The sequence below is a fragment of the Roseobacter sp. MED193 genome, from assembly GCF_000152965.1.
Taxonomy (GTDB): domain Bacteria; phylum Pseudomonadota; class Alphaproteobacteria; order Rhodobacterales; family Rhodobacteraceae; genus Pseudophaeobacter.
Genome location: NZ_CH902583.1, coordinates 2363801 through 2376872, shown reverse-complemented (window position 1 = coordinate 2376872; position 13072 = coordinate 2363801). Strand labels below are relative to the sequence as shown.

Below are 13072 nucleotides of genomic sequence, written 5' to 3'. Positions count from 1 at the left end.
ACAGAAAAAGGGCGCGGAGAGATCCAGCACCCTTTAAGTTATTTGTACTCTGTCAGCGGCAAAGGAACCTGAACTCAGGCATCACCCTTAAGATTCCGCGCCGAGGCCGTCATCTCATCGTATTGGCCAGCAGGGCGGAACTTCCACAGGTAGCTAGGCAAAATCGGCCCCATCCGCTCAGGCGTGATCCCGAGATCGGCAAACCCCTTGGCGCCCTCGGAAACAACATTATCCGTTCCCAGGCTCTTCAACTGGTCGCGGGTCAGGACTTTGTTTTCAATCAACTGCAGGCTCACCGCCTGCAGCATGTCAAAGCCAAAGGCCAGCGGCCAGACGGCAAAGCCTGGCAGCGACAGAACAATACGACGACGCATGATCACATCACACATCTGACGCATCAACGCGGCAAAGCTCTTTACCTCAGGCCCACCGAGCTCATAGATGCCAGGCTCCGCCCGCCCCAGAACGCCCTGAACTGCAGCCCGCGCAACATCATCAACATAGACCGGTTGAAACAGGGTTTTGCCCTTGGCGATCGGCAGCAGTGGTGACAGGCTGGCCATACCGGCAAAACGATTGAAGAACTCGTCCTCGGTGCCAAAAATGATCGAAGGCCGCAGGATGACCGCATTGGCAAAATTGCTGCGCACAGCCTCTTCGCCTTGAGCCTTGGTACGGGCATATTCGCTTTCGCCTTCGGCGTCAGCCCCCAGCGCTGAGATATGCACCAACTGGCCGATGTCCTGCTGCTGCGCCAGTCGCGCCACCCGCGCCGCGCCCTCTGCCTGAACTGCGTCAAAGGTGTTTTTACCATGGGCGTTCAGAACCCCAACGCAGTTTACCACGGCATCCGCGCCCTGCATCGCTGCCGCAACAGAAACATCATCACGGATGTTGCACAGCACAGGTTCAACCTGACCCGGCACACCATAGGGTTTGACATGCATGGCCTCATTAGGCCTGCGCACGGCGATCCGAACGCGCCAACCCTCTTTTGCCATGCGGCGTGCGATGTAGCGGCCGACAAAACCAGACCCGCCATAAATCGTGACCAGTTTGGACATCTCTTGGCTCCTGCAAATAGCTATGCCTCCGATCTACCGCTCCTACGCCTTTCAAACAAGGCGCAAAACGCGAGACCAAAGGCACAATGCGTATAGAACCTGCATTTGACGTTAACAAAGTTTGCAGAGGTTCAATTTGCCTTCCCACACATTCAAAACTAGTAATAGATACTGAAAAGTGATCGCCTAACATGCTCATAACATACAATTTAGATACATAATTTCGAAAATCGAGGACCAACTTAGTGGAAACCAATCTCTGCAACGCCTTAGTACTCCGCAGCTTTGAAAGTGACCGGATGGACCTCGAAGCTTTCATTCCCGCCTTTTACCAAACCTTTTTTACCGCTTGCCCCGAGGCGAAGGTTTTCTTTCCCACCGACACTGAACGCTTGGAAGCCAAGATGCTTGCCTCGCTGACACATATGGCTGAGGCTCTGGAAAGTACCGAACGGCTGGATGGCATACTCAGCGAACTGGGTGGCAAGCATCGCAAAATGGAAATCTCGGATGCCCATTTTGACCAGTTCATCCATAGTTTCACCAACTCCCTGTCCAAGACCCTTGGTCCTGAGTGGAACGATGAAATTCATGAAGCCTGGACTCAATTCCTGAAATTTGTGGCCAAAAGAATGAACTTTTTTACCTCTTCCGACCACCCAGAAACCAGTGCCTGATCACGCTGCCAGATCTTACGGGGAGACGGGAAAGCATGACCGGTGGTGGAGTTTTTGCAAAAATGTCAAAAATCCGTTTGACGCCCCCGACACAGCGGCCTATACGCCCCTCACGACACCTGCCCAGGTGGCGGAATTGGTAGACGCGCTAGCTTCAGGTGCTAGTATTGGCAACGATGTGGAGGTTCGAGTCCTCTCCTGGGCACCACTTATTCCCCATAAAAATCTGTAAAAATGACCCCTCTATCAACGGGGTTAAATTGGTATGTTGCCCCAACACGTACAGATCACCTGACATCATAACACACTGCGACACTGGCACTGGGAAAGAGCAAACTCCGCTGGTCGCCTTCCTGACCAACGCGATGCAGCTTTAATCTGCCGTTCAGGGTCATCGCCTAGGTATGGAAGTCCAAGCTCAAAACCAATGCGAGACCAAGTTCCCCAAACTGGACCATAGCGGGCATAATATAAATTTCCGGCCCCAGCAGAGGTTCCGTGCGGCCTGGGAGTTGAGTTCACGCTGCATTGCGCTTATTTCGAGATCACCGGCGCAAGACGCCAAACCATGAACCAGACTGTGACCAGGATGAGACCCGCTAGGGTCCGCCATCGGCAAAGGATTTCTGCATTGGCCAACCATCTGTATCAAAACGACCTGCCTGACGATCTAAAACTAGGCCCGGTCGTGGCGATTGACTGCGAAACCATGGGATTGAACCCCCATCGTGATCGGCTCTGCGTCATTCAGTTGTCTGATGGCGACGGCAATGCCCATATCGTGCAAGTGGCAAAGGGGCAGACCGAAGCTCCGAATCTCTGCGCTATGCTGGAAGATCCTGAAACACTCAAGCTGTTCCACTTTGGCCGCTTTGACATTGCCGCCATGTATCACGCCTTTGGCGCTCTGACTGCGCCGGTCTATTGTACAAAAATTGCTAGCCGTCTGGTGCGCACCTATACGGATCGCCATGGGCTCAAAAACCTGACGCAGGAGTTGATCGGTGTCGACATCTCCAAACAGCAGCAGATGAGCGACTGGGGCGCCAAGGTGCTGACGGAGGCGCAACTGGACTATGCAGCCTCGGATGTCTTGTACCTGCATCGCCTGCGCGAAGCCCTGAACAAGCGACTGGAACGCGAAGGACGCATGGAAATGGCCCAGGCTTGTTTTGACTTTTTGCCGATGCGTGCCAAACTTGACCTGGCCGGCTGGCCCGAAACGGATATCTTTGCGCACTCATGACCTCCTCTGAACAACTCCTCGCCACCGCCCGCCAGGTGGCCACAGACGAGGCCCGCGCCCTCGAGGCCCTGGCCGAAAGCTTTGATGAGCGCTTTGTCGAAGCCGCCAATTTGGTTCTGGCGGCAACCGGGCGTATCATTATCAGCGGCATTGGCAAGTCTGGCCATATCGGGCGCAAGATTGCGGCCACCCTCGCCAGCACCGGCACCCCTGCCTATTTTGTTCATCCCGCCGAGGCCAGCCATGGCGACCTGGGCATGTTATCCAAAGGCGATGTGGTTGTCGCAATCTCCAACTCCGGCGAAGCGCCGGAACTGGCAAACTTGTTGGCCTTTACCCGCCGCTTTGACATCCCGCTGATTGGGCTCTCCAGCAAACCCGACAGCACCCTGATGACCCAGGCAGATGTGCAGTTGCAGATCCCTGCGATGGGAGAGGCCTGCGGTTATGGCATTGTGCCCTCGAACTCTACCACCCTGACCCTGGCCATGGGCGACGCACTGGCCATTGCCATTATGAAACATCGTGATTTTCGTCCCGAGAATTTTCGCGACTTTCATCCTGGTGGCAAGCTGGGCGCGCAGCTCAGCAAGGTCAGCGATCTGATGCACGGCGATGAGGCCCTGCCTGTCGTCGCCGCTGACACCCCGATGTCGGACGCGCTGATCGAGATCAGCCAAAAGGGATTTGGCGTCTCTGGTGTTACCGATGCCACGGGCAATCTGCTGGGCATCATCACCGACGGTGACCTGCGGCGCCATATGGACGGCTTGCTGCAAAAGGAAGCCGCCGCCGTCATGACGAAAGACCCCACAACCATCTCACCTGATGCCCTTGCGGCAGAGGCAGTGGCCATCATGAACCAGCGCAAGATCACCTGTCTGTTTGTGGTTGATCCGGCCAAGGGGCAACGCGCCGAGGGGCTGTTGCATATTCATGATTGCCTGCGGGCGGGTCTCGGTTAGGAACTGGATAGCACCTCAATATGGATCAGTATTCCCGCATGGTGAGCTACCTCAAGGTGTTTCTGCCGCTGGCAGCCCTGGCTCTGTTGTCGACCCTGTTTCTGATCTCGCCCAGCTCTGACAACGAGGTGGTTATCCCCTTTGCTGATCGCGAAATAGAAGAGCGCCTGCGTGGTCAACAGGTCACCGCGCCGTTTTTCTCTGGCTCTACCCTTCAGGGAGATGAAATTTGGGTCACAGCCGACGTGGCCCGCGCCAGCAACGACCAGCCCGTAATTGCCAGCGCCCTTAAGGCAGAGATCCGCATGGTCACAGGGGGGCAAATCACTCTGACCTCGGATCGCGGAACAGTGCACCCGGATCAAGATCTCGCACGCTTTGTCGGCAATGTCGAAATCACCACGACGGAGGGCATGGTGGTTACAACCGAGGTGCTGAAAACGCAGCTCAGCGCCGTGCACGCTGAAAGCCCCGGAGCTATACGGGCAAAGGGGGATTTAGGAGAACTGACCGCCGGGCACATGGAGATCAGTTCAGAAACTGTGGGTGGTCCCGTGCATCTGCTCTTCACCAATGACGTCAAGCTGGTATACGCTCCTTAAAAATTGGAAAGATAGATTGTGACTCATTTGCGTGCCCTATTCATTTTCCTGATCTCAACCCTGTGGTTCACTCTGCCCGCTGCCGCGCAGAATGTTGCCTTTGGCGCCGTCAAGGCAGACCCCTCTTTGCCAGTTGAAGTCACCTCCGATGCTCTATCGGTGAATCAGGCTGATGGTTCAGCTGAATTTACCGGTAGTGTCTTGATCGTGCAGGGCGTGATGAAGCTTTCCGCGGATCGGGTCCTGGTCATCTACAAAACCGATGACACCGGCAAACGCGCGATCGACCGTTTAGAGGCCACCGGAAGCGTGCTTTTGGTCAGCGGCCCTGATGCGGCCGAGGCGCAGCGCGCAGACTATACCATTGACGAGGGCACCATCGTCCTGACCGGGGATGTTTTGCTCAACCAAAGCGCAGGTACACTGGCGTCGCAGCGTATGGTGGTCAATCTCACCACTGGAACCGCCAGCATGGCCGGGCGCGTCAAGACAATTCTGAATCCCAGCTCCAGTGACAATAACTGATGTCCCCGACACCTGATCTTAAACTGACCGAAGGGTCTTCGGGGCTGCGCATTGAAAAGCTGCGCAAGAGCTACCGCAAAAAAGTCGTGATCCGCGATGTCTCTATCACTTTGGATCGCGGAGAGGTGGTTGCACTTTTGGGGCCAAATGGCTCTGGCAAAACCACAAGCTTTTACGCCATTGCCGGGCTCATCTTCCCAGAGGCTGGCACCGTTACGATTGACGGTCAAAACGTTACCACGTTGCCGATGTATCGACGTGCCCGCCTTGGCATTGGCTACCTGCCACAGGAAATGTCGATCTTCCGCGGTCTCTCTGTCGAGGATAACATCATGGCGGTGTTGGACATCGCTGTGAAACACAGCCACCGTCGGCGCGAGCGGCTGGAAGAACTGCTCTCGGATTTCTCCATCGAGCATCTGCGCCGTGCGCCCGCTCTGGCGCTATCGGGCGGTGAACGCCGCCGGGTTGAGATCGCCCGCTGCCTGGCTGCAGATCCAAAATACCTGCTTTTGGATGAACCCTTCGCCGGTGTTGATCCTATTTCTGTGGGTGATATTCGCCATCTGGTGGCAGATCTGAAAAAGCGTGGCATTGGCGTACTGATCACCGATCACAACGTGCGCGAGACTCTCGAGATTGTTGACCGCGCCTATATCCTGCACGATGGCCAGGTCCTGATGTCAGGCACACCCGCCGAAGTCGTTGAAAATGAAAACGTGCGCCGCGTCTATCTGGGCGACAATTTCCGTATTTCTTAACCCTAAATTTACGCGCCGCTTTTTCTGCCAGGCACCTACAGGTTGCCTCAAATTTGCCGCGAATGCTGCGGCTATTTTCCGCCAACCAACCGGAGCCCGGACCATCAATTTGCCGCAACTCCATTGACTCTCTGCCTCATTTGTCATCGAATTGATACATGGCAAAAGTGCAGTATGAGGTAATCCGACGCGTGGTCTTGGCAACAAGACCCGAAGGGTTGCAACCCTGTGCGCTGCCTAATCCCCCGACCCAAAACTGACGACACCCCTGCGGGCCCGGCCCGGAGGGTGTTTTGGGTGGAAATTTGTGAAGGAGATCACATGCGTTACAAAATCACCGGTAAACAGATCGACATTGGCGAAGCCCTGCAGACCCATGTTCAGACCGAGCTGGGGACTGTCGTCTCGAAATATGCAGAACGCCCAACAGATGCAAATGTCGTTTTTTCCAAATCTGCACATGAATATGTCTGCGAAGCAACGGTCCACCTATCAACCGGGTTGACCGCCCAGGCCAAGGCGCATGCCACTGAAATCTATTCGGCTTTCGAGGCCTGCAACGAAAAAATGGAAAAACAGCTGCGCCGCTACAAGCGCCGATTGAAAGATCATCATCGTGATCGCAGTGAACCGGTTGAAATTCTCGGCGGCAGCTCCTATATCCTCGCCTCTGATGAAGCGGAAACCGAAGCCGAGCCTGAAACGCTGCAGCCGATCATCGTTGCCGAGATGGAGACCCGGATTCAATCCCTCTCTGTTGGCGAGGCAGTGATGCAGATGGAGCTGGCGGGCGCCCCGGTGCTGGTGTTCCGCAATGAAAGCAAAAACGGGGTGAACGTGGTTTATCGCCGGGAAGATGGCAACATTGGTTGGATTGATCCCACGGCATAGGCAGTACATAGGCCAAACCACGGCATCTGAACGGAGCAGGTGACAATGCAGATTTCCAGCATCCTTAAGCCCGGCGCAGTCCGGGTTATCGGAGCCGTATCCAGCAAAAAGCGCCTGTTTCAAGAAGTCGCCGACGTGGCGCAGACCTCTTATGGTCTCGCTGCTCAATCCACTGTTGAGGCTCTCCTGGATCGGGAGAGCCTTGGCCCTACCGGGGTGGGTCACGGCGTTGCTCTGCCCCACGCTCGGCTTCAAGGCCTGGATGCGGTGCGCGGAGTGTTTTTGATTCTGGAAAAGCCCCTCGATTTTGACGCAGTTGATCGCCAACCAGTGGACATTGCCTTCTCTCTCTTTGCGCCCGAAGACGCCGGGGTAGAGCACCTCAAGGCCTTGGCACTGGTCTCACGCACCCTGCGAGAGCAAAGTTTCTGTACCAAGCTGCGCGCCAATCACGACCCAGCCACCCTGTTCACGATCCTAACCGAATCTCAGCCGGTACAAGCCGCCTGAATACTGTCTCAGAGCGCGGCGTGAACTAAATATAAAACCGATGCGGGCGCATCGCCCTGGGACCTAGTGCGGCCACCAGGCCCTCAGTACTCCCGTCAAGCCCCCCAGTGCCCCGCCGCTCGGGTGATCTTTATCAAAGCTCCCTCCCCGGTGGGTCCCGCATGAAACCTCAGACTGAGTACTCAAGCGTCCGCAGAGGAGAGGCAAGGCCCTCGGCGAACAGAGCCCTTTGGCAATCTGCTGACCGCTCCCACTGGCATCGTTCCACGAATCCCACCTTCTCTATGTCACAGAACATATGCCCTCACGCGGGGGAGCGCCGCTCGAAGGGCGGCGCCGGGCCCAACGCCGTTTTTGGTATCTTGATACCAAACGGGGGCGGGAGCCCCACCCTCGCGACCTTCACTGGTACGAGAAGACTACTAGGCCTCTCCTCTCTCGCCGCGCCAAGGCCCGAAACCAAAGAGCAAATAGTCCCGCTGGTAAAGAGTGGACACCTGCTTCTCTAGGGCGGCATCCCAGATCTCGTCCAAACGATAGGGCAGATCTGCCTCTGCGCCCGAGGGCGTCCCCGGGGCGCTACGACCCAGCTTTTGCGCCAAGTCAGGTAAGGCTTCGGCCAGTTCCTCCTCCCGCAGCACCAAATCAGGCGAACCTAGTTCCGCGAATCCAGACAGAGCCTGCGATTGACTGGCCCATTCAGCATCCACCCGCACCGAAGTCTGCCCTGCGAGATTGGCCCGTAAGAACGTCAAAAACTCCGCGAAAGCTGCATAGTGATCCGCCTTGCTATAGGAGGCGTCCGGGCCATCCTTTGGCAGGGGCAGTTTAAACTGCCGACGCAAAGTTTCGCGGATACTGCCGTAGCTATCGCCTCCCTTTTGCAAAATCCTGCGGCAGAAGACTGAATGCACCCGCGCTGCCGGATGCCGCAACACGGTAAAGCTGCGAAAACCAGGGTTTCCCCGCTTCCATTGCCGCAGTTGCTTCTGGTTCATCTTTCGGATCAACCCCTCAGGGGCTACCTTGTCCAGTCCAGCCATCCAGGCGGTGACCTCGGCCTCTGGCCCACCCTTGATCGGCAGGTAGAGCAGCGGCGTCACCACCCCGGCGACATAGCCTGGCACCGATGGTCCCCGGCGAGGTTCAAAATTTGGGGTTCGGCTCAGGTTGAAACGATCCATCCCAGCCAAGGCTTCTTCCATGACGGCAGGGTTTTCCACTTTTGAAACCACTGGCGCCGGATTTTGCCGCTTCAGACTGTCATCCAGCGCCTCAAGCTGTGATCCAACCCCAAGCCATCGCGCCAATCCGTTCATCACCTCTAGATTCTGGAGATCCTCATAGGCCACATAGAAGGCCGTTTGCCCGGATTTTTGCAGCCGGTTCAGCAGGGTGATCTGAAAGTCCTGGAGCGCCTCCACATGATGGGAGAATTCTGCACTATCAAACCGGGCCAGGGCCTCTTTGCGGCGCTTCACATTGGTCAGTTTCCACTGGCCTGTGGTTTTAGCAATTTTCCACGACACATAGCTGTCCAATGGGTTTCTGGTGAGAACCACCTTGGCGCAACGGGGATCCTCCAGCGCCAGGTCCAGAACCCGCGGGTCATGATCATGGAAATAGCGAAATCCCCCAAGAACGCCGGGATCCGCTTTGATCTGTGCGATTAGACAGGCAGGATTGTCCTCTCGCATGTTTTGGGTAATGCCCAAAATACTATCTTGATTGGGATAGCCTATGAAATGTGGGTTAAAGGCTTCGCCATGGCAGGCTAACCCGTCAAAAGCATTCAGATTGGCTTCCAGAAAATTGGAACCAGTCCGCATTTCGGCAAAGACTATGAAGTAGTCAAACGTGGCTGTCATAATTTATTTTCGCACCAGATAGGGTTTTCTGGGAGGTTTTGGCATGTTCACCGGCCCTTGCTCTACCGGAAAGTCTCCCATCAGATAGGGATGCATGCCCTGGTTTTTCAGGTTCTGCAAAAACTGCCCAAATCCATCAAGGTTCACCATTGTCGGGGCCTCGCTTAAATGGCGGGGCATCTGGGGGCCCAGCTCATCAAGAATGGTCTGCAAAGGCTCCATTGGGGCTTCAATGAATTCGGCCATTGTCCAAATCCGCACCCGTGCCTTGGTTTCCTGGCTGCGCAGCAGTTCCAGATATTTCGCCTCTACCTGTTGCAGCCGGGCAGCCGCGCGGCGCAGCTCGGTGAAATTCTGGTTTGAGCGAAACAGCGGTACTGCCCATGCGCCGCTGATTACCGAGATCTGCGCGTTGGGGTCGCGGGCTAGAATGCCGCAGATCTTCTGGTTGTCACCTGGACCAAATTGAAAGCATTGACGCTCGCCGCGCGTATTCCAGATCAGGTTGGTCAGAAAGCTCTGAACATTATAGTCGCGTGTCTTGGCGTTATCCGTCAACGCGCCATTTATCATGGTACCTCCCCCGGCCAATTCAGCCCGGTCAGGTGCAAAAAGATGGCCATGAACACGGGCCCCGGTGATCCGCGTCAACCAGCTTTCAAAATCTTCAAACAGCTCGGTGAACCCCTGAAACACAGAATAGGGATTGGAGGTCACACTGTTGACCGACCAGCGCCCGGGAAAGCGGCTCTGCATATAGAGACCCGGACGGCCTCTCGTTCGACGCTCTACCGCCTTGGCAAAGATGCGATCAATCTTACCGGGGTTCGGCTCTGTTTTCTTCATCGCCCCAGCTCTATCGGTCAAAAAGGCCTGATACAGCCGGTCGGCGCGCGGCCAGATCTTACGTGCAACAAAACAGTCGGATCGCCGTAACAATTGCAGGTGATCGTCATAAAAGATATGCGGTTTGCCCTGAAAGTCGAATTTGGACAGAGTCAGCGAACGGCTCTCGATATTGGTCGAATACTGCCGCGCCAGCGTCTGATAGTAGCTTTCGTCCGGAATCCAGACCTTCTCGAAATAGTTGTCATAGGTCGAGCGCTCAGGATCCTCCAAGATAGCAGACAGGGTTTGTCGCGTCAGGCACCACCATTGGCTACCCATATGGGGCACCAATCCCTCCGGGATACGTCGGCGCATACCAAGTTTGCGTTGCAGATCAACGTAGCGATCAAACAGATAGCGGTGCTTTTTCCAAGAGAACGGGAAACGCAGAGTAAAGCGTTCAAAGTCCAACCCACCCACAATCCAGGGCACATCCGCCGTGGTCGCACTTTCGATAAAATCAGTCCGCGGGCGAGCGGCAAGGTAGTCCACCAGCTCTTCAACCGGGCGCAGCGGCAGGCACGAGCCAGAGGAAAGATAGACATGGCGCACTTGTGAAAACTCCTGCAGCAGCAGCGCCGAAGCCGATTGCGAGGCTGCTACAATGCCCCAGGTGCCCCATTCACACCGATGTCTTTTGCAGAACTTAACCAAAGGATCCTGTGCCAGGCTTTGGCGGAAATTACGGAAAGTCGCCCTGTCGACGTTCTTGTCCACATGCACCACCACCGGGCAACCGCTGGCAGTCCAATGGCGCGCCACCTCAGCGGCACGGTCCAGTGCGGTATGCACCAGCATGATGATACCAACGGTGCTCATGCCCAGTTGCCCTTGGACATCAGACCCAGGATCTCCAGCTGACGCCAGTTGATGTATTTTTCGCTCCACTTGCACCAAAGCTCGGGCTGCTGCTCCAGACCTTCGGCATAGGCTTTATATTCGCGTGAATTGGCATAGTGCTCGCTGCGCGCCAATTCTTCGTTCGCCTTGGCACCCAAAGTGTCGAGGAACTTGGTGTGCAGTAGCGCACCACTGGCCTTTTCACCGCCGTCGGTCTCGTAGACCTGGTTCAGACCGCGCGGCAGCAGCGAGTGCGTCGAGCTGACAAAGGCATAGCGTCGATCCCATTTCACCAATGGTGTCTTGTTCAGAGCCGGCGCCTTTTTGGGCTCATCCGCAAAAAACACCCGAGCGCGCGGCCCGCCCTGGATCCACAAATTACCATACATTAGGTTCTTGCTGATCGTGTAATTGCCACTGTCGAACCAATTCGCGATCTCCAGCGGGTTTTGCCCGGCCTGGTAAGGCACATCGCCGAGACGACCCTTGGGGTAAGTATCAATCAACATCGAAGAGAAACTGCGGATCGCCGAATTGTCCAACCAGTCCGTCAGCGCCTGAATGGGGCGGGTATCGCAGAAAGGATAGATAAAGAACTCATCCGGATCGACCACCAGAACCCAATGCCCATGGGCATATTTGCGCTTGAGGTAATTCATCCAGTCGACGCCGTAGTGGGAGCGCCGATAGCTGGCATATGTCTGCCACAGTGAAACATCGCCCATACCGGCCAGGTACTGCGCGGTGTCATCATCCGATCCATTGTCGACAAAAAGGAAGTGATTTACCCCTAGTTTTCGATAGTAGTCCAGAAAATAAGGCAACCGGATCTGTTCGTTCCGCATGGTTGAGACCAGCAACACATCATCGGGTTTAATCGCACGTGTATTGTCTTGCAGACAGGTCAGCTCGCCCGACTTGCGCAGAGCCCGAACCAGCCTGCGCTTGCGCCGAACGCGCATCCGGTAAGAATCCCAAAGCCCCACACTAACTCCATGCCCGTTTTGCAGAATGCCCTACAGCTGAGGCCGCAGCGAAACTATGGCGCCAGTTCTCTTGGCGCGCTGATCCCAGCCTTAGAGGATAATATGTCACGGAAGAACACTACAAACAACGGATTTAGAAACAGTTACACAGGGTCTGGCCTGTAAAACGCAGTGTATTTCATGCAAATCCCTGCACCAGATCCATCTTCACCATTGAAGCTCGGGCATCAACCCGAGATCACAAAGCTGCGCAGGACCCATATATTGCTGCGAATTTTCGAACCACAAGTCCGGCGCCGCGCTGAGCGCATCATAGTAGTGCTCAAAATCCTGTGGCGTATGAAAGTGTTGTTGCCGCTGTTTTTCAGTTGCCGATTTGGAAACAATCTCAGGCAGGAATTTCGTGTGCAGCAGCACCCCAGCTGGCACATCTCCCCCCGGCCCTTGGTAGATTCCGTTCAGCGCAGGCGGCAACAGAGAATGGGTTGAATTCACGTAGGCATAGCGCCGGTTCCATTTCACCAACGGGATCTTGTTCAGGGTCGGCGACCGCTCTGGCTGCGCAGCAAAAAAAGCCCTTTCACGCGCTCCCCCTTGCAGCCAGAGATTTCCCATAGGGCTTTGGCGGCTGGCGCGGTAGGGGGCCGCGTCAAACCAATTCAACACCTCGCAGGGATCCTGCCCTGGCCTATAGAATTGATTGCCAAGCGCCCCCTTGGGATAAAGATCCAGCATCATGGCACCAAACCCAGCAAGCCCCTGCTCCTGTAGCCGCATCGTCAACTCAGTCAGATCATGCTCTTCCACGCCGTGGTACACCAGAAGCTCATCCGCATCCACTGTCAGGCACCAATGACCGTGGCCGTAGCGTATTTGCAGCCAGGTGCTCCAATCCAGGCCAAAGCGGGCCTCCCTGTAGCCCGCCGAGGTTTGCCAGAGCGAAACATCCGATTGATCCGCCAGAAACTGCGCACTGCCATCCGTGCTGTCGTTATCTACCACCAAAAACTGCGAGACACCCAGGGCACGGTAGTACTGCAGAAAATAGGGCAGCCGAGCGCTTTCATTGCGCAGCACCACAAAGCCCAGAAGGTCATTGGGTTTGATCAGGTCACTGCGATCCACCAGGCAGCGCAGCTGATGGCGCGCGCGTAAGGATCGCCACAGCAGCTGCCGCCGCTTTAGACGCAGCCGGTACCTTTGTCGCCAGCCCGGCGGCGAGACTGCGGCTGCGCGGGCGGTCCCCATA

The 13072-nt window shown here is 56.0% G+C and carries 13 protein-coding genes and 1 tRNA gene; 9 read left to right on the top strand and 5 right to left on the bottom strand.

Annotated features, from left to right (window positions below; genetic code table 11):
* Nucleotides 1-74: 74 nt before the first annotated feature.
* Nucleotides 75-1064 (bottom strand): complex I NDUFA9 subunit family protein, encoded by a 990-nt coding sequence (locus tag MED193_RS13790; protein WP_009810350.1) that lies wholly within the window; start codon nucleotides 1062-1064, stop codon nucleotides 75-77.
* A 245-nt stretch (nucleotides 1065-1309) separates the two neighbouring features.
* On the opposite strand from MED193_RS13790, the gene MED193_RS13785 reads away from it, so the two are divergent.
* From MED193_RS13785 to MED193_RS13745, 9 genes are all read left to right on the top strand, one after another.
* Nucleotides 1310-1741, top strand: a complete 432-nt coding sequence (locus MED193_RS13785; RefSeq protein ID WP_039966195.1) for a globin — start codon at nucleotides 1310-1312, stop codon at nucleotides 1739-1741.
* A 121-nt stretch (nucleotides 1742-1862) separates the two neighbouring features.
* Nucleotides 1863-1949, top strand: a tRNA-Leu gene (locus tag MED193_RS13780).
* 423 nt (nucleotides 1950-2372) lie between these two features.
* Nucleotides 2373-2987, top strand: a complete 615-nt coding sequence (locus MED193_RS13775; protein WP_009810348.1) for a ribonuclease D — start codon at nucleotides 2373-2375, stop codon at nucleotides 2985-2987.
* The gene (locus tag MED193_RS13770; protein WP_009810347.1) at nucleotides 2984-3952 is read left to right on the top strand and encodes an SIS domain-containing protein; all 969 of its coding nucleotides are present in this window, start codon (nucleotides 2984-2986) and stop codon (nucleotides 3950-3952) included. Before MED193_RS13775 ends, MED193_RS13770 begins: the two co-directional genes overlap by 4 nt.
* Before the next feature lie 20 nt (nucleotides 3953-3972).
* Complete coding sequence (gene lptC, locus MED193_RS13765) at nucleotides 3973-4554, top strand: LPS export ABC transporter periplasmic protein LptC (protein WP_009810346.1); 582 nt, start codon at nucleotides 3973-3975, stop codon at nucleotides 4552-4554.
* A gap of 18 nt (nucleotides 4555-4572) precedes the next feature.
* Nucleotides 4573-5079, top strand: a complete 507-nt coding sequence (locus tag MED193_RS13760) for an LptA/OstA family protein (protein ID WP_009810345.1) — start codon at nucleotides 4573-4575, stop codon at nucleotides 5077-5079.
* Entirely contained in the window at nucleotides 5079-5840 is a 762-nt protein-coding gene (gene lptB / locus MED193_RS13755) for an LPS export ABC transporter ATP-binding protein (protein WP_009810344.1), read from the top strand. Before MED193_RS13760 ends, lptB begins: the two co-directional genes overlap by 1 nt.
* Before the next feature lie 321 nt (nucleotides 5841-6161).
* On the top strand, nucleotides 6162-6731 hold the full coding sequence (gene raiA / locus MED193_RS13750) for a ribosome-associated translation inhibitor RaiA (RefSeq protein WP_009810343.1): 570 nt from the start codon (nucleotides 6162-6164) through the stop codon (nucleotides 6729-6731).
* Between the two features lie 45 nt (nucleotides 6732-6776).
* Complete coding sequence (locus tag MED193_RS13745; RefSeq protein WP_009810342.1) at nucleotides 6777-7241, top strand: PTS sugar transporter subunit IIA; 465 nt, start codon at nucleotides 6777-6779, stop codon at nucleotides 7239-7241.
* Between the two features lie 422 nt (nucleotides 7242-7663).
* On the opposite strand, the gene MED193_RS13740 is transcribed toward MED193_RS13745, so the two are convergent.
* The 4 genes from MED193_RS13740 to MED193_RS13725 form a co-directional block, all read right to left on the bottom strand.
* Nucleotides 7664-9109 carry a sulfotransferase family 2 domain-containing protein gene (locus MED193_RS13740; RefSeq protein ID WP_009810341.1) on the bottom strand — a complete coding sequence of 482 codons (1446 nt, stop codon included), beginning with the start codon at nucleotides 9107-9109 and terminating at the stop codon, nucleotides 7664-7666.
* A 3-nt stretch (nucleotides 9110-9112) separates the two neighbouring features.
* Nucleotides 9113-10816, bottom strand: a complete 1704-nt coding sequence (locus tag MED193_RS13735; RefSeq protein ID WP_009810340.1) for a beta-1,6-N-acetylglucosaminyltransferase — start codon at nucleotides 10814-10816, stop codon at nucleotides 9113-9115.
* Nucleotides 10813-11799: a glycosyltransferase family 2 protein gene (locus MED193_RS13730; RefSeq protein WP_009810339.1), complete on the bottom strand. Its 987-nt coding sequence runs from the start codon at nucleotides 11797-11799 to the stop codon at nucleotides 10813-10815. Before MED193_RS13730 ends, MED193_RS13735 begins: the two co-directional genes overlap by 4 nt.
* A gap of 231 nt (nucleotides 11800-12030) precedes the next feature.
* On the bottom strand, nucleotides 12031-13071 hold the full coding sequence (locus tag MED193_RS13725) for a glycosyltransferase family 2 protein (protein ID WP_009810338.1): 1041 nt from the start codon (nucleotides 13069-13071) through the stop codon (nucleotides 12031-12033).
* Nucleotide 13072: the final 1 nt, after the last annotated feature.